General features: G+C 63.6%; 18 protein-coding genes and 1 pseudogene. 9 read left to right on the top strand and 10 right to left on the bottom strand.

The features are described from left to right. Positions 1 to 33: 33 nt before the first annotated feature. Together IRZ77_RS18545 and ggt are read left to right on the top strand one after the other, a co-directional pair. On the top strand, positions 34 to 930 hold the full coding sequence (locus IRZ77_RS18545) for a LysR substrate-binding domain-containing protein (RefSeq protein WP_046616366.1): 897 nt from the start codon (positions 34 to 36) through the stop codon (positions 928 to 930). 117 nt (positions 931 to 1,047) lie between these two features. Then, entirely contained in the window at positions 1,048 to 2,715 is a 1,668-nt protein-coding gene (gene ggt, locus IRZ77_RS18540) for a gamma-glutamyltransferase (RefSeq protein ID WP_046616365.1), read from the top strand. Positions 2,716 to 2,851: 136 nt separating this feature from the next. Here ggt and IRZ77_RS27350 read toward each other — a convergent pair whose 3' ends face one another. The 3 genes and pseudogenes from IRZ77_RS27350 to ypfJ form a co-directional block, all read right to left on the bottom strand. Further along, positions 2,852 to 3,715, bottom strand: coding sequence for a methyl-accepting chemotaxis protein (locus tag IRZ77_RS27350; RefSeq protein WP_408003946.1), 864 nt, complete (start codon positions 3,713 to 3,715; stop codon positions 2,852 to 2,854). Beyond that, positions 3,707 to 4,636: pseudogene (locus IRZ77_RS27345) on the bottom strand (methyl-accepting chemotaxis protein); the annotation flags it as partial. The pseudogene IRZ77_RS27345 and the gene IRZ77_RS27350, both read right to left, overlap by 9 nt. Positions 4,637 to 5,027: 391 nt before the next feature. Continuing rightward, positions 5,028 to 5,915, bottom strand: a complete 888-nt coding sequence (gene ypfJ / locus IRZ77_RS18530) for a KPN_02809 family neutral zinc metallopeptidase (protein ID WP_015271806.1) — start codon at positions 5,913 to 5,915, stop codon at positions 5,028 to 5,030. A 226-nt stretch (positions 5,916 to 6,141) separates the two neighbouring features. On the opposite strand from ypfJ, the gene pcaH reads away from it, so the two are divergent. Both pcaH and pcaG read left to right on the top strand, forming a co-directional pair. Further along, entirely contained in the window at positions 6,142 to 6,861 is a 720-nt protein-coding gene (gene pcaH / locus IRZ77_RS18525; RefSeq protein WP_003251597.1) for a protocatechuate 3,4-dioxygenase subunit beta, read from the top strand. 10 nt (positions 6,862 to 6,871) lie between these two features. Then, a complete protein-coding gene (gene pcaG / locus IRZ77_RS18520) occupies positions 6,872 to 7,477 on the top strand; it encodes a protocatechuate 3,4-dioxygenase subunit alpha (protein ID WP_108479966.1) in 606 nt (201 codons plus the stop codon). 140 nt (positions 7,478 to 7,617) lie between these two features. On the opposite strand, the gene trmA is transcribed toward pcaG, so the two are convergent. The 3 genes from trmA to IRZ77_RS18505 all read right to left on the bottom strand — a co-directional run bounded on the left by trmA (position 7,618) and on the right by IRZ77_RS18505 (position 11,497). Beyond that, positions 7,618 to 8,703: a tRNA (uridine(54)-C5)-methyltransferase TrmA gene (trmA, locus tag IRZ77_RS18515; RefSeq protein ID WP_046616362.1), complete on the bottom strand. Its 1,086-nt coding sequence runs from the start codon at positions 8,701 to 8,703 to the stop codon at positions 7,618 to 7,620. Next, positions 8,700 to 9,995: an NCS2 family permease gene (locus IRZ77_RS18510; protein ID WP_046616361.1), complete on the bottom strand. Its 1,296-nt coding sequence runs from the start codon at positions 9,993 to 9,995 to the stop codon at positions 8,700 to 8,702. The genes trmA and IRZ77_RS18510 overlap by 4 nt, the downstream gene beginning before the upstream one ends. 281 nt (positions 9,996 to 10,276) lie before the next feature. After that, positions 10,277 to 11,497 carry an MFS transporter gene (locus tag IRZ77_RS18505; protein ID WP_046616360.1) on the bottom strand — a complete coding sequence of 407 codons (1,221 nt, stop codon included), beginning with the start codon at positions 11,495 to 11,497 and terminating at the stop codon, positions 10,277 to 10,279. Between the two features lie 344 nt (positions 11,498 to 11,841). Here IRZ77_RS18505 and IRZ77_RS18500 point away from each other — a divergent pair, with 344 nt between their 5' ends. The 3 genes from IRZ77_RS18500 to IRZ77_RS18490 are packed head-to-tail and all read left to right on the top strand — an operon-like array spanning position 11,842 to position 14,454. Further along, on the top strand, positions 11,842 to 13,278 hold the full coding sequence (locus IRZ77_RS18500; RefSeq protein WP_046616359.1) for a cytochrome ubiquinol oxidase subunit I: 1,437 nt from the start codon (positions 11,842 to 11,844) through the stop codon (positions 13,276 to 13,278). Positions 13,279 to 13,281: 3 nt separating this feature from the next. Further along, entirely contained in the window at positions 13,282 to 14,289 is a 1,008-nt protein-coding gene (gene cydB, locus IRZ77_RS18495; RefSeq protein WP_046616358.1) for a cytochrome d ubiquinol oxidase subunit II, read from the top strand. 9 nt (positions 14,290 to 14,298) lie between these two features. Beyond that, the gene (locus IRZ77_RS18490) at positions 14,299 to 14,454 is read left to right on the top strand and encodes a DUF2474 domain-containing protein (protein ID WP_008094148.1); all 156 of its coding nucleotides are present in this window, start codon (positions 14,299 to 14,301) and stop codon (positions 14,452 to 14,454) included. Positions 14,455 to 14,571: 117 nt separating this feature from the next. On the opposite strand, the gene IRZ77_RS18485 is transcribed toward IRZ77_RS18490, so the two are convergent. Together IRZ77_RS18485 and IRZ77_RS18480 are read right to left on the bottom strand one after the other, a co-directional pair. Next, positions 14,572 to 15,708: a methyltransferase gene (locus IRZ77_RS18485; RefSeq protein WP_196174083.1), complete on the bottom strand. Its 1,137-nt coding sequence runs from the start codon at positions 15,706 to 15,708 to the stop codon at positions 14,572 to 14,574. A gap of 96 nt (positions 15,709 to 15,804) precedes the next feature. Further along, positions 15,805 to 16,512 (bottom strand): autoinducer binding domain-containing protein, encoded by a 708-nt coding sequence (locus IRZ77_RS18480; protein ID WP_046616356.1) that lies wholly within the window; start codon positions 16,510 to 16,512, stop codon positions 15,805 to 15,807. A 213-nt stretch (positions 16,513 to 16,725) separates the two neighbouring features. Here IRZ77_RS18480 and IRZ77_RS18475 point away from each other — a divergent pair, with 213 nt between their 5' ends. Further along, on the top strand, positions 16,726 to 17,502 hold the full coding sequence (locus tag IRZ77_RS18475) for a ferredoxin--NADP reductase (RefSeq protein ID WP_046616355.1): 777 nt from the start codon (positions 16,726 to 16,728) through the stop codon (positions 17,500 to 17,502). 60 nt (positions 17,503 to 17,562) lie between these two features. Here the strand turns inward: IRZ77_RS18475 and mscL are convergent, their stop codons facing one another. Beyond that, entirely contained in the window at positions 17,563 to 17,982 is a 420-nt protein-coding gene (mscL, locus tag IRZ77_RS18470) for a large-conductance mechanosensitive channel protein MscL (RefSeq protein ID WP_085601151.1), read from the bottom strand. Positions 17,983 to 18,158: 176 nt separating this feature from the next. Here mscL and radA point away from each other — a divergent pair, with 176 nt between their 5' ends. Further along, complete coding sequence (radA, locus tag IRZ77_RS18465) at positions 18,159 to 19,529, top strand: DNA repair protein RadA (protein WP_046616353.1); 1,371 nt, start codon at positions 18,159 to 18,161, stop codon at positions 19,527 to 19,529. A 176-nt stretch (positions 19,530 to 19,705) separates the two neighbouring features. On the opposite strand, the gene IRZ77_RS18460 is transcribed toward radA, so the two are convergent. Then, complete coding sequence (locus IRZ77_RS18460; protein ID WP_046616352.1) at positions 19,706 to 21,223, bottom strand: nucleobase:cation symporter-2 family protein; 1,518 nt, start codon at positions 21,221 to 21,223, stop codon at positions 19,706 to 19,708. Between the last annotated feature and the right edge of the window lie 206 nt (positions 21,224 to 21,429).

Here is a 21,429-nt window from a genome sequence, read left to right as displayed (position 1 = left end):
TAATCCCTGCAGAGACCAACCACAGGCGCAGATGTGAAAACCCGATCCGAAGAACTCCAGGTATTCGTTGCCGTCATCGACAGCGGCTCGATTTCCGCCGCTGCCGAGCAGATAGGCCAGACCCCGTCCGCCGTCAGCCGTACCCTGTCGCGCCTTGAAGGCAAGCTGGGCACCACGCTGGTCAACCGCACCACCCGGCGCATGGACCTGACCGAGGAAGGCCGCTTCTTCCTCGAACGCGCGCGCCTGATCCTGGAGCAGATGGACGAGATGGAAGAGCGCCTGTCGATGAATCGCCAGACCCCTACCGGGCGCCTGCGCATCAACGCCGCTGCACCGTTCATGCTGCATGCCATCCTGCCGTGGATCGGCGAGTTTCGCCGCCAATACCCTGGCATCGAACTGGAACTCAATACCGACGACCTGATCATCGACCTGCTGGAGCAGAGCACCGATGTGGCGATCCGCATCGGCGAACTGGCCGACTCCAGCCTGCACGCGCGCAGCCTTGGGTGCAGCCCGGTACAGGTGCTGGCCAGCCCGGCCTACCTCGAGCAGCACGGGACGCCGCAGCGGGTCGAGGACCTGGCCAGCCACTGCCTGCTCGGCTTCAGCCAGCCCGAATCGCTCAACCAATGGCCACTGCGCCATGCCCAGGGTGACCGCTGGAGCATCCGCCCGGCGCTGATCGCCTCCAGTGGCGAGACCCTGCGCCAACTGGCGCTGGCCGGCGAGGGCATCGTCAGCCTGTCGCACTTCATGACCCACGAGGACATCCGCACCGGGCGCCTGCAAGTGCTGCTGAGCGAAGCCAACAACGGCTACCGCCAGCCGATCCATGCGGTGTACTACCGCAACACCCAGCTGGCGCTGCGTATCCAGTGCTTCCTAGATTTCATCCAGCGCAAGTTGGCAATGTACGCCAGCTGAGTTGCCTGAACGCGACAGATCCTGTCCACAGGCGGCGAAACTTCCTGCGGTTGATTGCACAGTCGAAGCGCTTCGGCCTTACTGACTGCTCAACAAAAACAACACCAAGGAAGTGTCATGCGTATTGCTCCGTTCCAGTACCTGGCTCTCGCAGCCGCGATCCTGAGCTGTTCCTCGGTTCATGCCGCCAACCTTGAGGGCGGTGCGGTGGCCGCGCCCGATCAATATGGTGCACAGGTGGCAGCCGACATCCTCAAGAAAGGCGGCAACGCGGTGGATGCTGCAGTGGCCACGGCTTTTACCCTGGCGGTGACTTATCCCGAGGCCGGCAACATCGGTGGTGGCGGGTTCATGACCCTGTTCGTCGACGGCAAGCCCTACTTCCTCGACTACCGCGAAGTCGCGCCCCAGGCCGCCACGCGCAACATGTACCTGGACGAAAAGGGTGAGGTCATCGAGAACCTCAGCCTGGTCGGGGCACGCGCTGCTGGCGTACCGGGCACGGTGATGGGGTTGTGGGAGGCGCACCAGAAGTTCGGCAAGCTGCCCTGGAGCGAGCTGCTGACCCCGGCCATCGGCTATGCGAAAAACGGCTTCAAGGTGGCGGCAAAGCAGTACCAATACCGCAACGATGCCCAAGGCATGTTCAAGACCGCGACCAATTTCAACGACTACTTCGGAAACATGAAGGTCGGCGAGCTGTTCAAGCAACCGGAAATGGCCCAGACCCTGGAACGTATCGCCGACAAGGGCGTGAGCGAGTTCTACCAGGGCAAGACCGCCGACCTGCTGGTGGCGCAGATGCAGGCCGACAAGGGCCTGATCACCAAGCAGGACCTCAAGGACTACAAGGCAGTATGGCGTGAGCCGATGGCCGTGAGCTGGCGTGGCAATGTGGTGTACACCGCGCCACCGCCAAGCTCCGGTGGTGTCGCCCTGGCACAGCTGCTGGGCATCAAGGAAAACCGCGCGGCGGACTTCAAGGGTGTGGCGCACAACTCGGCGCAGTACATACACCTGTTGGCCGAGATCGAGAAGCGCGTGTTCGCCGACCGCGCCGACTACCTTGGTGACCCAGGCTTCACCAAAGTGCCGGTGGATCAGCTGGTGGCCAAGGACTACCTGGCCAAGCGCGCCGCGCAGGTCAACCCGAAGGCCATTTCAGACACCGACAAGGTCAAGCCTGGCCTGGAACCGCACCAGACCACGCACTTCTCGATCGTAGACAAGCAGGGCAATGCGGTCAGCAACACCTACACCCTCAACCTCGACTACGGCAGTGGTGTGGTGGTGAAAGGCGCCGGCTTCCTGCTCAATGACGAGATGGACGATTTCAGCGCCAAGCCGGGGGCGGCGAACGCCTTTGGTGTGGTTGGCGGCGATGCCAATGCCATCGCCCCGGGCAAGCGCATGCTGTCGTCCATGAGCCCCAGCCTGATGACCCGCGATGGCAAGGTCGAGCTGGTCATCGGTACACCGGGTGGCTCGCGGATCTTCACCTCGATCTTCCAGGTGATGAACAACCTGTACGACTACGGCATGCCGCTGGACAAGGCAGTGGCGGCGCAGCGCGTGCACCATCAGTTGCTGCCCAAGGACACCATCTACTTCGACAGCTATGCGCCGCTGACCGGGCCGGTGGCCGATGAACTGAAGAAGATGGGCTATGTGCTGGAGGACCAGGGCTGGGAGATGGGGGATATCCAGGCGATCCGGGTTGATGGGACGAAGCTGGAGACCGCTTCGGATCCGCGTGGGCGTGGGGTAGGGATGATCGTCAAGTAATACCTGCCAGAATGCTGGGAGGGCTTTGCCCTCCTATCGCGACACGAGGCCGCTCCCACAAAGACCTGCGTACGCCGATCAATGTGGGAGCGGCCTTGTGTCGCGATGGGCCGCAAAGCGGCCCCGGATTCCAGGATCAGACGCGGAACTGGCTGACCAACGTCTGCAACTGCCCACCCAACCGCGCCAGCTCCACGCTGGACGCCGCCGTCTCGTCACTGGCCGCCGCCGTCTGCTCCGACACATCGCGCACATTCAGGATGCTGCGGCTGATCTCCTCCGCCACCGCACTCTGCTGCTCCGCTGCTGCGGCGATCTGCTGGTTCATCGACTGGATGCTCGACACCGTGCTGGTGATGCTCTCCAGCGAGGCCCCGGCCTTGCGCGCCAGCTCGACGCTGCTGTCGGTCAGGGTTCGGCTGCCGTGCATGGCCGTAGCCACTTGCTGGGTCCCATGTTGCAGGCTGGCGATCAGCTCTTCGATCTCTTCGGTGGATTTCTGTGTGCGCTGGGCCAGGCCGCGCACTTCATCGGCGACCACGGCAAAACCACGGCCGGCCTCGCCGGCACGCGCCGCCTCGATCGCTGCGTTCAGCGCCAGCAGGTTGGTCTGTTCGGCCACCGACTTGATCACGTCCATCACGCTGCCGATCTTCTGGCTTTCCTGCTGTAGCAGGTTCATGGCTTCGGTGGATCGGTGCATGTCTTCGGCCAGGCGCTCGATCTGGCCAATCGCTTCGCCCACCACGCGGTCGCCGGCACGGGCTTCGTCATCGGCGCCGGTGGCGGCATGCGAGGCCTGTTCGGCATTGCGTGCCACTTCCTGAACGGTAGCGGCCATTTCGTGCATGGCGGTGGCAACCTGGTCGGTCTCGACCTTCTGGCTGTTGGCGCCGGCGCTGGTCTGCTCGGTCACAGCCGACAATTCCTCGGCAGCGCTGGCGATCTGGGTGACGCCGTCGCGGATGCCGCTGATCAGCTCGCGCAAAGTGGTGCCCATGCGGGCGATGCCTTGTTGCAGTACGCCCAGTTCGTCGCGACGGGTGACACGCAGGTGCTGGGTGAGGTCGCCGCTGGCGATCTTCTCCACTGCCACCATGGTGTCGCGCAGCGGGCGGGTGATCTGCCGGGTGATCAGCACTGCCGCCAGCACGCCGACCAGCAGCGCCAGCAGCGTGGCGATGGCCTGCAGGCTGCGGGCCTGGGTGCTCTCGATGTCACGGCGCTGCAGCTGGATCTGGTACAGCGCGTCGCTGCGCTTGACGATGTCGGCACCCTGCACGGTCATTTCGGCGCGCGCAGTGGTGATGTTGGCGACCGCATCGCGGAACTGGCGCACGGCGTCACGGTAGGCCAGCACCGAGCCCTCGAACTGTTGCAGGCGTGTGTCTTCGGCCGGCAGCTGGCGCTTGAGGTTGTCGATTTCGGCCAGGGCGGTGTCCAGCTGGCGCAGGGCGGCCTGCTCGTTGGCGGCGCTGTTTTCGGCAATGTAGCCGCGTACATCGATGCGCACCTGCAGCAGTTGCTGGCGGGCCTTGCTGATCAACTGATACTGGGCCAGGCGCACGCTGTCGGCTTCGGGGCGCGCCATGACTTCCTGGCTGAGAGCGTCCATGGCCTGGTCGGCGCGGCTGGCCGAACCGTCCATGGCCGTGCGCGCGGTGCGGGTGGCGTCGTAGCCCTGGCGCATCTTGTTCAGCGACACCTTGTAGGCGCTGATGGTCTCGCCCAGTTCACCCAGCAGCTTGATGTTTTCCGGGCTCTTGAAGGTGCTGGCCAGGTAGGCCTGCTGTTTGCTGAAGGCGTCCAGCTTGGTCTGGGTGTTGGCGGCGGCGGCATCGTCGCCGTTGGCGATCATGTACTGCAGGCGGGCAATGCGCAGGTCGGTCAGGTCCTTGTTGAGCTGGCCGATATCGCCCATCCAGTTGCTGCGGTCGATCAGGCTGCCCAGGCTGGTCCAGCCGGTCAGGGCCAGCAGGCCGGTGAGGATCAGTACCAGGCCAAAGCCCAGGCCGAGTTTGAGGTTGACGCTGATGTTGGCGAACCAGCTGTTCATGCACGCTCTCCAGAAGTTGTTTTCGCTCGCTTGATCTTCGATCGCCAGGCGTTGTTGTTCTGGATGCCCGCTGATTCGTGCAGGGGTTATCGGCAGTGATGTAGGAAGCTGAAACGCTTTTTCAGCAGATTTGTAACTGGCTTGATTGAGGGCTGCCTTGCAGCCCTTCGCGGGCGACGCGGTGGATGGCACCGGCTTTGCCGGTGTTCGCGGCTAAAGCCGCTCCCACAGGGATCGCGTCGGTTTGCGAAGTTATTCAAAGGTTGCGTGCACTGAAGGTATCGCAGCGGTTCACCTCACCCTCGGCAAACCCTGTCTTGAACCAGCGCACCCGCTGCGCCGAGGTGCCATGGGTGAACGAGTCCGGTACCACGCGTCCGCGGCCCTGCTGCTGCAGGCGGTCATCGCCAATGGCATTGGCCGCGTTCAGCGCCTCTTCGACGTCACCCGGTTCCAGCCAGTTCAGGCGCTTCTGGGCCTGGTAGGCCCATACCCCGGCCAGGCAGTCGGCCTGCAGCTCCTGGCGCACCAGCAGGCCATTGTCACCTTCCATGCGCTGCCCACTGCGGCGCGCGGCATCGACTTTGGCCGACACGCCCAGCAGGGTCTGCACGTGATGGCCGATTTCGTGGGCGATCACGTAGGCCTGGGCAAAATCGCCGGCTGCGGCGAAGCGGGTTTCCATTTCGCGGAAGAAAGACATGTCCAGGTAGACCCGTTGGTCTGCCGGGCAGTAGAACGGCCCCACCGCCGCCGAGGCAAAGCCACAGGCCGAATTGACCTGGCCGCTGAACAGCACCAGCTTGGGGTCGCGGTACTGCTTGCCGCCCTCGGCGAACAGGGCTTTCCAGGTGTCTTCGGTATCGCCCAGGATCGAGGCGACGAACTCGGCCTGCTGGTCGTTGGCCGGCGGGGCTTTGCCGCCCGCGCTGCTGGGCGCCTGCTGTTGTTGCTGCTCCATCTGGCCGGCGAGCTGGCCAAGAATCTGCAGCGGGTCCTGGCCGGTGAGCCAGCCGATGCCGACAATCAGCAGCACCGCACCAAGCCCCAGCCCCTTGCCGCCGCCGAAACGCATGCCGCCGCCACCACCTTCGCCTCGGGCATCGACCACATTGTCGCTGCGTCGGCCTTTTCGCCAATCCATGAATGCTCTCCGGAGCGTGAAACAAGAAGACAAAGATTAGTCCACGACGGCGGCGAGTGTCAGGCCAAGATACTTATGCATAACCAAATGGTTATGTTTGGTGTGGCTGATTTCAATATTCATTGCGCGCGACCTGCCTGAAACTGCATGTGGGAGCGGGCTTGCCCGCGAAAGGGTGTCAAATCACCCCCCGCGCATTTCCATAATTCCAAGAGAGGAAACCGGCATGCCCGCCCAGGACAACAGCCGCTTCGTGATCCGTGATCGCAACTGGCACCCGAAAGCCCTTACGCCTGACTACAAGACTTCTATTGCCCGCTCGCCACGCCAGGCATTGGTCAGCATTCCGCAATCGATCAGCGAAACCACCGGCCCGGACTTTTCCCACCTGGGCTTCGGCGCCCATGACCATGACCTGCTGCTGAACTTCAACAACGGCGGCTTGCCGATCGGCGAGCGAATCATCGTCGCCGGCCGTGTCGTCGACCAGTACGGCAAGCCTGTGCCGAACACCCTGGTAGAAATGTGGCAGGCCAACGCCGGTGGCCGCTACCGTCACAAGAACGACCGCTACCTGGCGCCGCTGGACCCGAACTTCGGTGGCGTCGGCCGTTGCCTGACCGACCGTGATGGCTACTACAGCTTCCGCACCATCAAGCCGGGCCCGTACCCATGGCGCAACGGCCCGAACGATTGGCGTCCGGCGCACATCCACTTCGCCATCAGCGGCCCGTCGATCGCCACCAAGTTGATCACCCAGCTTTACTTCGAGGGTGACCCGCTGATCCCGATGTGCCCGATCGTCAAGTCGATCGCCAACCCGCAAGCCGTGCAGCAGTTGATCGCCAAGCTCGACATGAGCAACGCCAACCCGATGGACTGCCTGGCCTACCGCTTCGACATCGTGCTGCGCGGCCAGCGCAAGACCCACTTCGAAAACTGCTGAGGACCCCGCCATGCCAATCGAACTGCTGCCGGAAACCCCTTCGCAGACCGCCGGCCCCTACGTGCACATCGGCCTGGCCCTGGAAGCGGCCGGCAACCCGACCCGCGGCCAGGAAATCTGGAACCGCCTGGCCAAGCCGGACGCGCCCGGCGAGCATATTCTGCTGATCGGCCATGTGTATGACGGCAATGGCCACCTAGTGCGGGATTCGTTCCTGGAGCTCTGGCAAGCCGACGCCAACGGTGAGTACCAGGATGCCTACAACCTGGAAAACGCCTTCAACAGCTTTGGCCGCACGGCTACCACCTTTGACGCGGGTGAGTGGACGGCGCATACGGTGAAGCCAGGTGTGGTGAAAAACGCCGCCGGTGTGCCAATGGCGCCGCACATCAACATCAGCCTGTTTGCCCGGGGGATCAACATCCACCTGCACACGCGCCTGTATTTCGATGACGAGGCCGAGGCCAATGCCAAGTGCCCGGTGCTCAACCTGATCGAGCAGCCGCAGCGGCGCGAGACCCTGGTGGCCAAGCGTTGCGAGGTGGACGGGAAGACGGCGTATCGCTTCGATATCCGTATTCAGGGGGAAGGGGAGACGGTGTTCTTCGACTTCTGAGTCAAGCCTGGGGCCGCTTTGCGGCCCATCGCCGGCAAGCCAGCTCCCACAGGGACTGCACAGGCCTTGAGGGCAGCGCGGTCGGTGTGGGAGCTGGCTTGCCGGCGATGGGCTGCAAAGCAGCCCCGGCTGTCTGAAGGTCAGCGCCGAACCAGCAGAACCCCACTCTCCATATGGTGGGTATAGGGGAACTGGTCAAACAACGCACATCGTTCGATGCGGTGGGTGTCCTGCAACTGGGCAATGTTCGCCGCCAGTGTCTCCGGGTTGCACGAGATGTACAGGATCCGCTCGAAACGCCGGGTCAGCTCGCAGGTATCCGGGTCCATCCCCGCCCGCGGCGGGTCGACGAACACCGTACCGAACTCGTAGCTCTTCAGGTCGATGCCTTCCAGCCGGCGGAATGGCCGAACCTCATTCAGTGCCTGGGTCAGCTCTTCTGCCGACAGGCGCACCAGCCGCACGTTATCCACAGCGTTCTCGTCGAGGTTGCTCAGCGCGGCATTGACCGACGTCTTGCTGATCTCCGTGGCCAGCACCTGGCGCACGCGGGTGGCCAGCGGCAGGGTGAAGTTACCGTTGCCGCAGTACAGCTCCAGCAGGTCGTCGTCGCGCTCGCCGATGGCCTCGAAGGCCCAGCTCAGCATCTTCTGGTTCACCGCGCCGTTGGGCTGGGTGAACGCGCCTTCCGGCTGGCGGTAGCTGAACACACGACCAGCGACTTCGAGTCTTTCCACCGCGTAGTCACGGCCGATGACCAGGCGCTTGCCCTTGGAGCGGCCGATGATGCTCACGCCCAGCTCTTCGGCCAGCTGCCGTGCGGCCGTTTCCCAGGCCTCGTCCAGCGGGCGGTGGTAGCACAGGGTGACCATGGCATCGCCAGCCAAGGTGGTGAGGAACTCCACCTGGAACAGGCGGTTGCCCAGCTCTTCGCTGGCCTGCCAGGCCGCCTTCAGGCGCGGCATCAGTGCATTGATGCGCTGGCTGGCAATGGGGAAGTCGTCGATCAGGATCGCCTTGTGCTTCTCGCCCGGGGCGAACATGGCGTAGTGGCGCTGGCCATCCTCGCGCCACAGGCGGAATTCGGCGCGCAGGCGGTAATGCTCGCGCGGCGAGTCGAAAACAGCCGGCTCCGGCGCGCCGAACGGCGCCAGCAGCTCGCGCAGCCGGGCCACCTTGGCGTCCAGCTGGGTGGTGTAGGAGGAGGGGTCGAAAGCAGCACTCATGCGTTGAACCAGCCCAGCTTGATGACGAACAGGATGGAAAGGATCACCAAGGCCGGGTTCAGGTCGCGGTGGCGGCCGGAGATCAGCTTGACGGCGGTCCAGGAAATGAAGCCGAAGGCGATGCCGTTGGCGATCGAATAGGTCAGCGGCATGGCCAGGGCGGTCACTACCACCGGTGCGGCTTCGGTGACGTCGTCCCAGTTTATTTCTGCCAGGCCCGAGGCCATCAGCACCGCGACGAACAGCAGCGCCGGGGCGGTGGCGAAGGCCGGCACGCTACCGGCCAGCGGGGCGAAGAACAGCGCCAGCAGGAACAGCATGGCGACCACGATGGCGGTCAGGCCGGTACGGCCACCGGCGCTCACGCCCGCGGCGGATTCGATGTAGCTGGTGGTGGTCGAGGTGCCCAGCAGGGAGCCGGCCATGGCGGCGGTGCTGTCGGCGATCAGGGCGCGGCCCATCTTCGGCATGTGGCCGTCCTTGCCCATCAGCCCGGCGCGCTTGGCCACGCCGATCAGGGTGCCGGAGTTGTCGAACAGGTCGACGAACAGGAAGGCGAAGATCACGCTGACCAGGCCCACGTCCAGTGCGCCGGCGATGTCCAGTTGCAGGAAGGTCGGGGCCAGCGATGGCGGCATCGAGACCACGCCACCGAAAGGCGTCACGCCCATCAGGATCGAGGCGATGGTCACGGCGAGAATGCCGATCAGCACCGCGCCGCGCACTTTCAGCGACTCGAGGCCGACGATCAGGAAGAAGCCCAGGGTGGCGAGGATCGGTGCTGGCTGCTTGAGGTCGCCCAGGCCTACCAGGGTGGCTGGGTTGTCGACGACGATGCCTGCGTTATGCAGGGCGATCAGCGCCAGGAACAGGCCAATACCCGCGGCAATGGCCGAACGCAGCGGCAGCGGGATGCTGTTCACGATCCATTCGCGGATGCGGAAGATCGACAGCAGGAAGAACATCACCGCCGACAGGAACACCGCACCCAGTGCCACCTGCCAGGTGTGGCCCATGTGCAGGACCACGGTGTAGGTGAAGAACGCGTTCAGGCCCATACCCGGCGCCAGTGCGATCGGGTAGTTGGCGATCAGGCCCATGGTCACGGAGCCGATGGCCGCAGCCAGGCAGGTCGCGACGAAGATCGCGCCCTTGTCCATGCCGGTCTCGCCGAGGATGCTCGGGTTGACGAACAGGATGTAGGCCATGGCCAGGAAGGTGGTGACGCCCGCGAGAATCTCGGTGCGCACGTTGGTGTTGTGTGCTTTTAGTTGAAACAGCCTTTCCAGCATGCCCGCTCCCCGAGGCGCCCCCGGCGCCATGAATGTATCGACCCCATCAGCAAAGCACAGACCGTACCGGTTGCCGTGGTTTTGTGTGGGGCGGAAAAAAGCCGCGCATCATACCAGCATGCTTGGCGGGGGCCTATCGCCGTTGGGGAATGGTTTCTCTATAGCCTGTACCGGCCCTTTCGCGGGCTTGCCCGCTCCCACAGGGACACCGCAGGGCCTGAGGGCGGTGCGGTCCTTGTGGGAGCGGGCAAGCCCGCGAAAGGGCCGGCACAGGCGAGCGATCAACCGTTATGCAACCGGTCCCGCTTGGCCAGTGTGGGGAACAGTCTTATCCACACCCCCGTCACCACCAGAGTGCCCACTCCACCCAGCACCACCGCCGGCACCGTCCCAAACCAGTGCGCCGTCACCCCCGATTCGAACTCGCCGAGCTGGTTCGAAGCACCAATGAACAAGCCGTTAACCGCGCTCACCCGCCCGCGCATTTCATCCGGCGTCTCCAGCTGCACGAAGGCGCCGCGGATGACCATGCTGATCATGTCCGCTGCGCCCAGCACCACCAGCACCGCCAGCGAGAACCAGAACGAGGTCGACAGGCCAAAGGCGATGGTCGCCACGCCGAATACACCGACTGCCGTGAACATGGTCCGCCCCACGTTGCGCTCGAACGGGAAGCGCGCCAGCCACAGCGACATCAGCAACGCCCCCACCGCTGGCGCCGAGCGCAGCAGGCCGAGGCCCAGCGGGCCGGTCAGCAGGATGTCCTTGGCGAACACCGGCAGCAGCGCGGTGGCCCCGCCCAGCAGCACGGCGAACAGGTCCAGTGAGATGGCGCCGAGGATGTCGGGCCGGCTGCGAATGAAGCGGATGCCGGCCAGCAGCGATTCAATGCTGGCGCGCCCGCGCTGGGCCACCTGGCCGCGTGCCTGCAGGCTCAGGGTCAGCACGCAGGCGATGGCGTAAAGGGCCACGGTGGGGCCGTATACCCAGATGCTGCCGAAGGCATACAGGAAGCCGCCCACCGCCGGTGCCACGATGGTTGCCGACTGGGTGGCCGAGGCGGAAGCCGCCACCGCGCGTGGGAACAGCCCGGCCGGTACCACGTTGGGCAGCAGCGCCTGGGTTGCCGGCATTTCGAACGAACGTGTGGCACCGAGCAGGAAGGCGAGGGCGAAGATCAGCTCGCGGGTGACGTTGTCGGTGGCGCTGCCCAGCGCCAATGCCAGGGCAATCAGCCCCTGCAGGCTCTGGCACAGCGCAGCGACCTTGCGCCGGTCATAGCGGTCGGCGACATGCCCGGTGTGCAGCATGAACAGCACCCGTGGGGCGAACTCGACCAGGCCGACCAGGCCCAGGTCCAGCACGTTGCCGGTCAACTGGTAGAGGTGCCAGCCAATGGCCACGGTGAGCATCTGGAAGCCGCTGGCGGTGAACACACGGGCTAGCCAGAAGGCCAGGAAAGGGCGGTGGTGACGCAACAACTGCGGTGCGGAATCGGACATCGGAAACCAGGGGCCTCGGCGCAGTAGAGGGGGGCGCAGCGTATCATCTGTTTGTAACAAACAGTTACTGTTTGCCGGGGTCGGCACTTTTTCACGCGTCATGAAAGGGGGTGGGGCAACCGGTCACGCGGCAATCAACCACACGGCCCGGCGGGCCATTCAGGACTATGCTTCCTATCAATCGTTGATCTGGGTCAATCGTTCCAGATGTAACGATCGGGCCCTCGGGCCGAAATCCCTGCGATCGAACAGAACAATTCCAACGCGCCGCACTCGACTACCGTGGGGGCAGTGGGCGATTGGGCCAGCGGCCCGGACGCCGGATTATCTGAAGAGGAAGCACCATGTTCGGAATAGAGGCCCTAGAGCTCGCCCGAATGCAGTTTGCCTTTACCGTGTCGTTCCATATCCTGTTCCCGGCCATCACCATTGGCCTGGCGAGCTACCTGGCAGTCCTCGAAGGCCTCTGGCTGCGGACCAACAACCAGGTCTACCGTGACCTTTATCACTTCTGGTCGAAAATCTTCGCCGTCAACTTCGGCATGGGCGTGGTCTCCGGCCTGGTCATGGCCTACCAGTTCGGTACCAACTGGAGCCGCTTCTCCGACTTCGCCGGCGCCATTACCGGCCCGCTGCTCACCTACGAGGTGCTGACCGCGTTCTTCCTCGAGGCTGGCTTCCTGGGGGTCATGCTGTTTGGCTGGAACCGCGTCGGCCGTGGCCTGCACTTCTTCTCCACGGTGATGGTTGCGCTCGGCACCCTGGTCTCGACCTTCTGGATCCTCGCCTCCAACAGTTGGATGCAGACCCCGCAAGGTCACGAGATCATAGATGGCCGTGTGGTGCCGGTGGACTGGCTGGCGGTGGTATTCAACCCCTCGTTCCCCTACCGCCTGATGCACATGGCCACTGCCGCGTTCGTCGCCACCGCGTTCTTCGTCGGTGCCTCGGCGGCCTGGCACCTGCTGCGCGGGCGTGACAACCCGGCGGTGCGCAAGATGCTGTCGATGGCCATGTGGATGGCGCTGATCGTCGCCCCGATCCAGGCGGTGATCGGTGACTTCCATGGCCTCAATACCCTCAAGCACCAGCCGGTGAAAATCGCCGCGATCGAAGGCCACTGGGAGAATGTGCCCGGCGAGCCAACCCCGCTGATTCTGTTCGGTATCCCCGACATGCAGGCCGAAACCACTCGCTTCAAGCTCGAGATCCCGGCGCTCGGCAGCCTGATCCTGACCCACAGCCTGGACAAGCAGGTGCCAGCGATGAAGGAGTTCCCGCCCGAAGACCGGCCCAACTCGACCATCGTCTTCTGGTCGTTCCGGATCATGGTCGGGCTGGGCTTCCTGATGATCTTCGTCGGCCTGTGGAGCCTCTGGCTGCGCAAGCGCGGCACGCTCTACACCTCGCGGCCGTTCCTGCACCTGGCCTTGTGGATGGGGCCTTCCGGGCTGATCGCGCTGCTGGCCGGCTGGTTCACCACCGAAATCGGCCGTCAGCCCTGGGTGGTGTATGGCCTGATGCGCACCGCAGACGGTGTGTCCAACCACAGTTACGCCCAGCTCGGCTTCACCTTGGTGGCATTCGTGGTGGTGTACTTCGCACTGTTCGGCACCGGCCTTGGCTACATGATGCGCCTGGTGCGCAAAGGTCCGCAGACCGGTGAGGGTGACGAGCACAACCCTGGTGGCCCTGGCACCAAACGCACCCCGGCGCGGCCGCTGTCCGCCGCCGATGATGGCCACGAGGCCAACTCTGCCAGCCTGAGCAAGGGGAACTGAGCCATGGGTATCGACCTTCCGCTGATCTGGGCCGTGATCATCATCTTCGGCGTCATGATGTACGTGGTGATGGATGGTTTCGACCTGGGGATCGGCATGCTTTTCCCGTTCGTGAAGGGCGAGCATGACCGCGATGTGATGATGAACACCGTCGCCCCCGTATGGGACGGTAACGAAACCTGGCTTGTGCTGGGTGGTGCCGGGCTGTTCGGAGCGTTCCCGATGGCTTACTCGGTGGTGCTGGAGGCACTGTACCTGCCATTGATCCTCATGCTGATCGGCCTGATCTTCCGCGGCGTGGCTTTCGAGTTCCGCTTCAAGGCCAAGGCCGACAAGCGCCACATCTGGGACAAGGCGTTCATCTGGGGCTCTCTGGTCGCCACCTTCTTCCAGGGCGTGGCGCTGGGTGCCTTCCTCGAAGGCTTCAAGGTGGTCGACCGGCATTTTGCCGGTGGCACCCTTGACTGGCTGACCCCGTTCAGCCTGTTCTGCGGCCTGGGGCTGATCGTTGCCTACACCCTTTTGGGCTGCACCTGGCTGATCATGAAGACCGAAGGGTCGCTGCAGCAGAAGATGCACGACATCGCCCGGCCGCTGGCGCTGGTGCTGCTGGTGGTGATCGGCATCGTCAGCCTGTGGACACCGATTGCCTACCCGCAGATCGCCGAGCGCTGGTTCAGCATGCCTAACCTGGTCTGGTTCATGCCGGTGCCGATCCTGGTGCTGGTAACCTTCTACGGGTTGCTCAAGGCGGTGGCGCGCAATGCGCACTACACGCCGTTCCTGCTGACGTTGGTGCTGATCTTCCTCGGCTACAGCGGCCTGGGCATAAGCCTGTGGCCGAACATAATCCCGCCGTCGATCTCGATCTGGGATGCCGCGGCGCCACCGCAGAGCCAGGGCTTCATGCTGGTCGGCACACTGTTCATCCTGCCGTTCATCCTCATGTACACCTTCTGGAGCTACTACGTGTTCCGCGGCAAGGTGACCCATGAAGACGGCTATCACTAGGAGGGCCGCATGATGACCGGCAAGCATGGCTTGGACGAGAAGAAACCCCTGTGGCAGCGCCTGGGCTGGCTGCTGTTGATCTGGGCAATGAGCGTGGCGGCCCTCGGCGTGGCGGCCTACGTGATGCGCCTGTTCATGGGGGCAGCGGGGCTGACCACCCATTGAGGCAAGCCTGTTCTGGCCCTATCGCCGGCAAGCCAGCTCCCACAGGTACTGCACTGCCCTTGAATGCAGTGCAGTACCTGTGGGAGCTGGCTTGCCGGCGATAGGGCCGGTACAGGCTTACTTACGGGCTTTAAGGATGACGAACTTGGGCGTAGCCGCGACCTGCTCCACCCCCCGGAACAACCGCGCCAGCTTGCTGTGATAGCCCAGGTGCCGGTTACCCACGATATACAGCGCACCGCCTACCACCAACGCCTCACGCGCCTGCTGGAACATCCGCCAGGCGAGGAAGTCACCCACCACCTGCTGCTGGTGGAACGGCGGGTTGCACAGCACCACGTCCAGCGACTGCTTCTCCAACCCCGCCAACCCATCGGCTGCCTCGAACACTGCCGGGCGTTCGCCCAGCGCGGCCTGCCAGTTCTCGCGCGCCGATTGCACCGCCATGTACGACTCGTCGACCAGAGTGTACTGGGCATCCGGGTTGGCCAGGGCGCTGGCGATCGCCAATACCCCGTTGCCGCAGCCCAGGTCCGCCACCCGCGCGCGGCCCAGTTCGCGGGGCAGGTGCGGCAGGAATGCCCGCGTGCCGATATCCAACCCCTCACGGCAGAACACGTTGGCATGGTTGAGCAGCTCCAGCTCCAGCTCCAGCGCCGGCGCGTCGAGGCGGTAGCGGCTAGGGTAGGGCGAGCGGGCGACCGGCCGCTCGGCTACCGTCGCGGTCAGCAAGCGGGCCTTTTTCTGCGCCAGCGAGGCTTGCACCGGGCCGATGTACTTCTCCATAAGGTCACCGGCCGCCCTTGGCAGGTGCTTGATCATCGCCCCGGCAATCACCTGCGCACCGGGCGCCAGGTGGCCTTGCAGGCGAATCAGTTGTTCTTCGAGCAGGGCCAAGGTCTTGGGCACGCGCACCAGCACCCGGTCGAACGGGCCTTGCCAGTGTTCGCTGGCCGGCACGAACGGCACACTGTCAAATGGCAGGCCGTTGCGTGCCAGGTTCTTTTCCAGGGCCAGGTGCGCCAGGTGCGAATCGCCACTGCTGACTACCTGCAGCTTGCCCGCCAGGCTGGCGGCCAGGGCGCCGAAGCTGTCATTGAGCACCAGCACCCGGCACTCGGCCCGTGGGGCCTGTTCGTGCAGCTGCGCAAGCAGGTACTCGTCGGCGGCATCGAAAGCCTGCAGTGGGTCGTTGGCCTGTTCCGGCTGGCGGATCAGGTCGAGTTCGGCGTATGGGGTGGTCAACAGGGGCATGGCGTCTGGCTCGGGTACGAAACTGCCCGTTGCGGTTCGCCCCGGGCTTTGCCGGGCGATTCTACAGGGCTTTGCCCAAGGTCGCAGGTTTGACGGTCAGATCCAGCCACGCATGATGGCGATGGCGACGGCGCCAGCTTTGTTGGCGGCGTTGGTCTTGGTAATGACACTGCGGATGTGGAAGTTTATCGTGCTTTGCGACACTGACAGGATCTTGGCGCAATCGAGGGCGGTCTTGCCTGCGGCCGACCATCTCAGCACTTCCAGTTCCCGCTCACTCAACTTCGGCTGCGGCGGGCATAGTGCTGTGAGGTGATGTGCGCTGATCACCTCATGCAGGGTATGACAAAGCCACTGCACACTGCCGGCCTTTCTGTAGAGTTCGGCGATACTGATGGACTTTCTGGACCTGGCTACGCTTATCTGGCTTTCGTTGTGCTGCTGGTCGTGCAATGACTGCGTCCAGCCATGGCGCAAGCCGTTCTGACAGGCAGCTTTACGAAACTGCGGAGCCTCGCGGTACAGTTCATCGGTCCACAGCACCGGCATGGTCGAGCCGTGGCTCGCATTGGCGGCCGAATCCTGCTTGTAGAGGTCATCGCGCTGGTAGCGCTCGATCCATTCATGGGGGTAGTTGCTGTACAGGAACAGGTGGGGTGTTTGCGTAGCGATCTGGATGCGAATGTTCAGCCCCAGGTACTCCATGCCCAGATCCTGCGCCATATGCACGGCCATGCCGAACAACTTCTCTGGGCAGCGTTCGCCGGCGAACGCACGAAGATAGTCGGGTTTCCAGTGGCGCATCTGAAACACTCCCTTGAGCCCCAGGTCCAGTCCGTTTGGGTGCCCGGATGATTGTAGGAAAGGACCTACCAATTTGCTGAGATTTTTTTGTTATAGCGGTCAGGAACCGATGCGACTTCGGCAGGATCGCCGTGGATGAGGCCCTACAAAGCAGTGGTTTTTATCCGCGCCACTTTGCGCGACACTGTGCGCACGCCAAACCTGGAGCCCGATATGACCGCTAGCGCCGAAAAGTTCACCCGCCAGACCCTGCTCGATGTTCAGCCACTCACGCCGAACCTCTTCAGCCTGCGGGTTACGCGCGATGCAGGGTTCCGCTTCCGATCCGGCCAGTTTGCCCGCCTGGGCGTGACCAAGGCGGATGGCAGCGTGGTGTGGCGCGCCTATTCCATGGTCAGCGCGCCTCATGACGAGCACCTCGACTTTTTCTCCATCGTGGTGCCAGGCGGGGAGTTCACCAGCGAGCTGAGCCGACTGGGGGCAGGCGATACCCTGCTGATCGACCGCCAGGCCTTCGGCTTCCTCACCCTTGATCGCTTCGTTGGTGGTCGCGACCTTTGGTTGCTGGCGACCGGTACTGGCATCGCGCCGTTCATGTCGATCCTGCAGGACTTCGAGGCCTGGGAGCGTTTCGACAACATCAAGCTGGTGTATTCGGTGCGCGAAGCGAAAGAGCTGGCCTATGTGGATGAGATCGCCGGGCTGGAGCAGCGCGATTACCTGGCCGAATTCGCTGGCAAGTTGCAGTTCATTCCGGTAGTGACCCGGGAGCAACACCCGGGGGCGTTGAACCAGCGTATCACCACGCTGATCGAGAACGGCGAGCTGGAAAAGGCGGCGGGTCTGGAATTGTCGCCGGAGCATTCGCGGGTGATGCTGTGTGGCAATCCGGAGATGATTGACGAAACACGCAAGGTGCTGAAAGCGCGGGACCTGCAGTTAAGCCTGAGCAAGCGGCCTGGGCAGGTGGCGGTGGAAAACTACTGGTAAGGCCATTGTGGCCGATGTGAGAGCGGGCGAACCCGCTCCCGCAGCGTTTCCTGCATGACCTCAAGGCAAGCGGTTCTGGTTCTGCGCCTTGAGCAAGTCGCGGATCTCGGTCAGCAAGGTCTCTTCTGCAGTCGGCACAGGCGGGGCAGTCGGCGCAACGGCCTCTTCACGCTTGAGCCGGTTGATCGCCTTCACCCCCATGAAGATGGCAAAGGCCACGATCAGGAAGTCGATCACGGTCTGAATGAACTTGCCATACGCCAGCACCACCGCCGGAACGTCACCTTCGGCAGCCTTCAGGGTAATTGCCAGATCGCTGAAGTCCACGCCACCGATCAACAGGCCCAGTGGCGGCATGATTACGTCACCGACGAAAGACGAGACGATCTTGCCGAAGGCCGCGCCGATGATGATACCAACCGCCATGTCGACGACATTGCCTTTGACCGCGAAGGCCTTGAACTCACTGATCATGCCCATGTTTAGTTCCTTGTAACAAAAGGTAAGGTCTACGCATTGTAAGCCACTTAAACGCTTCATGCGTTGTGCTCAGGGTTTCTGACTACCGTTAGAACGAATAGTTTGTCGCATCCCGAGGCGCTCAAGGCACGTCCGGCTCGGCTATCATGGCGGTTTTTTCCAGGAGACCTCACCCCATGGCCAAAGCCAAGCGCTTGTATGGCTGCACCGAATGCGGTGCGACCTTTCCCAAATGGGCCGGGCAATGTGGCGAATGCGGGGCCTGGAACACCCTGGTCGAGACCATGATCGAAAGCGGCGGTGCCGCTGCGCCCAGTAGTGGCCGTGCCGGCTGGACCGGGCAGCAGGCGCAGATCAAGACCCTGGCCGAAGTCAGCGTCGAGGAAATCCCGCGTTTCACCACCAGCAGCACCGAACTGGACCGCGTGCTGGGCGGTGGACTGGTGGATGGCTCGGTGGTGTTGATTGGTGGTGACCCCGGTATCGGCAAGTCGACCATCCTGTTGCAGACCTTGTGCAACATTGCCACGGGCATGCCGGCGCTGTATGTCACCGGCGAGGAGTCGCAGCAGCAGGTGGCCATGCGCTCCCGGCGCCTGGGCCTGCCCCAGGACCAGCTCAAGGTGATGACCGAAACCTGCATCGAGACCATCATCGCCACGGCCCGTGTCGAGAAGCCCCGGGTCATGGTGATCGACTCGATCCAGACCATTTTCACCGAGCAACTGCAATCGGCACCCGGCGGCGTGGCCCAGGTGCGCGAAAGCACTGCGTTGTTGGTGCGCTACGCCAAGCAGAGCGGCACGGCGATCTTCCTGGTCGGCCACGTGACCAAGGAAGGCTCGCTGGCCGGCCCGCGGGTACTCGAGCACATGGTCGACACCGTACTGTATTTCGAAGGCGAGTCCGATGGCCGCCTGCGCCTGCTGCGGGCGGTGAAGAACCGCTTTGGCGCGGTCAACGAGCTGGGTGTGTTCGGCATGACCGACCGTGGCCTGAAGGAGGTGTCCAACCCCTCGGCGATCTTCCTCAACCGCACCCAGGAGGAAGTACCGGGCAGCGTGGTGATGGCGACCTGGGAGGGCACCCGGCCGATGCTGGTGGAGGTGCAGGCGCTGGTCGACGACAGCCACCTGGCCAACCCGCGCCGCGTGACCCTGGGCCTGGACCAGAACCGCCTGGCCATGTTGCTTGCAGTGCTGCACCGTCACGGCGGTATTCCCACCCATGACCAGGACGTGTTCCTCAACGTGGTGGGCGGGGTGAAGGTGCTGGAAACCGCCTCGGACCTGGCGCTGCTTGCGGCGGTGATGTCCAGCCTGCGCAACCGGCCCCTTGCCCATGGCCTGCTGGTGTTTGGCGAGATCGGCCTGTCCGGCGAGGTGCGGCCGGTGCCCAGTGGCCAGGAGCGTTTGAAGGAAGCCGCCAAGCATGGTTTCAAGCGGGCCATCGTGCCCAAGGGCAATGCGCCGAAAGAGCCGCCGGCGGGGTTGCAGGTGATTGCCGTTACCCGGCTGGAGCAGGCCCTGGACGCGCTGTTCGAATAATTCGTGGTCTGCACCGGCCTCTTCGCGGGTGAACCCGTTCCCACAGGTACCGCATCAGCTTCAGGATTGCGCAAACCCTGTGGGAGCGGGTTTACCCGCGAAAGGGCCGGCACAGGCAAAACGAAAAAGGGGCCGACGATGCGCATCGGCCCCCCACCTCACCGCTCAGTCAACAGTCAATGCTCGGCAACCGCACTGCGCCTGACCGTTTCATTGCCATGCTCGTCCATTTCCAGCATCGGCACTTCATTACCCTCGGCATCGAACAGCTTGCCATCCTTGAAGTAGTCGCCATCACGCAGCGCTGAAATGTCCGAGTACTGGATGGTGCGCTCGTACGCGGCGGCAAACACCGACTGCTGGTCCGAGTTGCCGGCGGTGAAGTGGTTGAAGATCAGGTTCAGCAGAATGGCCATGATCGCCGCCGAGCTGATGCCCGAGTGGAAGATGGTCTCGAACCAGTTCGGGAAGTGGTGGTAGAAGGTCGGTGCGGCAATCGGGATCATGCCGAAGCCCAGCGAGGCGGCGACGATGATCAGGTTGACGTTGTTCTTGTAGCTGACCTTGGACAGGGTGCGGATACCGCTGGCCGCCACGGTGCCGAACAGCACGATGCCCGCGCCACCCAGTACCGGAGTCGGGACCGCGGCAATCACCCGGCCCATGATCGGCAGCAGGCCGAGCACCACCAGGATCACGCCACCGGTGGCCACCACGTAGCGGCTCTTGACCCCGGTCACGGCTACCAGGCCGACGTTCTGGGCGAACGCGCTCTGGGTGAACGAGCCGAAGACCGGCGCCAGGATGCTCGATGCCATGTCGGCGCGCAGGCCGTTGCCAAGGCGCTTGGAGTCGACCTTGGTGTCGATGATCTCACCCACGGCGAGGATGTCGGCCGAGGTCTCCACCAGGGTCACCATGATCACGATGCACATCGACAGGATCGCGGCGATGTGGAATTCCGGCATGCCGAAATGGAACGGCGTGGGGAAGGCGAACATTGGGCCTTCAGTGACCTTGCTGAAGTCAGCCATGCCCAGCGCCCAGGCGATCAGCGTGCCGACCACCATGGCCAGCAGGATCGACAGGCGCGAGATCGCCGCGCTGCCCAGTTTGCTCAGCAGCAGCACGATGGCGAAGGTCAGGGCCGCCAGGCCGATGTTGGCCACGCTGCCGAATTCCGGCGAGGCGCTGTTGCCACCCATCACCCAGCGAGCGGCCACGGGCATCAGGGTCAGGCCGATGGTGGTGATGACGATGCCGGTGACCAGCGGCGGGAAGAACTTGGTAATGCGCGAGAACACCGGGGTGATCAGAAAGCCGATCAGCGACGCTGCCATGACCGCCCCGAGCACGCCCGGCAGGCCGCCGCCGCCCTCGCTGCTGAGGATCGCACCCATGGTTGCCACGCCGGCGAACGAAACGCCCTGCACCAGCGGCAACTGGCAGCCGAAGAACGGCAGGCCGAGGGTCTGCAGCAGGGTGGCCAGGCCACCGGCAAACAACGAAGCGGCGATCAGCATGCCGATTTCGGCACCGTTCAGGCCCGCGGCCTGCCCCAGGATCAGGGGTACCGCGACGATCCCCCCGTACATGGTCAGCACATGCTGCAGACCATAGGCCAGGTTGGCACCAAGGCCGAGGTTTTCATCCTCGGGGCGCTTGGCGGGAGACGTGCTAGGGGACGTAGTCATGGAGCAGGCTCTCTGTTTATTGTTGTGGTGCTACTGTAGACACTTCCTACAAATGATTGCCACAAGAATTGTATACAATATTTTGATCGGAGCGCGCACAAGAGCGCCCGCAAGGTGTGCGAGAACCCAATGCAGAAGGCGTACCAACTTGTCAGATGCTGTGCTAGAGGGGTGTGTACAAAACGCTGCTACCCAGGCTTAAAGCT

Source organism: Pseudomonas pudica, from assembly GCF_015680405.1.
GTDB lineage: Bacteria > Pseudomonadota > Gammaproteobacteria > Pseudomonadales > Pseudomonadaceae > Aquipseudomonas > Aquipseudomonas pudica.
The sequence above is the reverse complement of the archived record's forward strand: the minus strand, read 5'-3'. Positions and strand labels throughout refer to the sequence as shown.

What these genes read in the sequence shown, in the direction of transcription:
- ggt (WP_046616365.1), top strand. Translation starts at nt 1,048, where the DNA reads ATGCGTATTGCTCCGTTCCAGTACCTGGCTCTCGCAGCCGCGATCCTG.
- IRZ77_RS27350 (WP_408003946.1), bottom strand. Translation starts at nt 3,715, where the DNA reads ATGGGCACCACTTTGCGCGAGCTGATCAGCGGCATCCGCGACGGCGTC.
- ypfJ (WP_015271806.1), bottom strand. Translation starts at nt 5,915, where the DNA reads ATGGATTGGCGAAAAGGCCGACGCAGCGACAATGTGGTCGATGCCCGA.
- pcaH (WP_003251597.1), top strand. Translation starts at nt 6,142, where the DNA reads ATGCCCGCCCAGGACAACAGCCGCTTCGTGATCCGTGATCGCAACTGG.
- pcaG (WP_108479966.1), top strand. Translation starts at nt 6,872, where the DNA reads ATGCCAATCGAACTGCTGCCGGAAACCCCTTCGCAGACCGCCGGCCCC.
- trmA (WP_046616362.1), bottom strand. Translation starts at nt 8,703, where the DNA reads ATGAGTGCTGCTTTCGACCCCTCCTCCTACACCACCCAGCTGGACGCC.
- IRZ77_RS18510 (WP_046616361.1), bottom strand. Translation starts at nt 9,995, where the DNA reads ATGCTGGAAAGGCTGTTTCAACTAAAAGCACACAACACCAACGTGCGC.
- IRZ77_RS18505 (WP_046616360.1), bottom strand. Translation starts at nt 11,497, where the DNA reads ATGTCCGATTCCGCACCGCAGTTGTTGCGTCACCACCGCCCTTTCCTG.
- IRZ77_RS18500 (WP_046616359.1), top strand. Translation starts at nt 11,842, where the DNA reads ATGTTCGGAATAGAGGCCCTAGAGCTCGCCCGAATGCAGTTTGCCTTT.
- cydB (WP_046616358.1), top strand. Translation starts at nt 13,282, where the DNA reads ATGGGTATCGACCTTCCGCTGATCTGGGCCGTGATCATCATCTTCGGC.
- IRZ77_RS18490 (WP_008094148.1), top strand. Translation starts at nt 14,299, where the DNA reads ATGATGACCGGCAAGCATGGCTTGGACGAGAAGAAACCCCTGTGGCAG.
- IRZ77_RS18485 (WP_196174083.1), bottom strand. Translation starts at nt 15,708, where the DNA reads ATGCCCCTGTTGACCACCCCATACGCCGAACTCGACCTGATCCGCCAG.
- IRZ77_RS18480 (WP_046616356.1), bottom strand. Translation starts at nt 16,512, where the DNA reads ATGCGCCACTGGAAACCCGACTATCTTCGTGCGTTCGCCGGCGAACGC.
- IRZ77_RS18475 (WP_046616355.1), top strand. Translation starts at nt 16,726, where the DNA reads ATGACCGCTAGCGCCGAAAAGTTCACCCGCCAGACCCTGCTCGATGTT.
- mscL (WP_085601151.1), bottom strand. Translation starts at nt 17,982, where the DNA reads ATGGGCATGATCAGTGAGTTCAAGGCCTTCGCGGTCAAAGGCAATGTC.
- radA (WP_046616353.1), top strand. Translation starts at nt 18,159, where the DNA reads ATGGCCAAAGCCAAGCGCTTGTATGGCTGCACCGAATGCGGTGCGACC.
- IRZ77_RS18460 (WP_046616352.1), bottom strand. Translation starts at nt 21,223, where the DNA reads ATGACTACGTCCCCTAGCACGTCTCCCGCCAAGCGCCCCGAGGATGAA.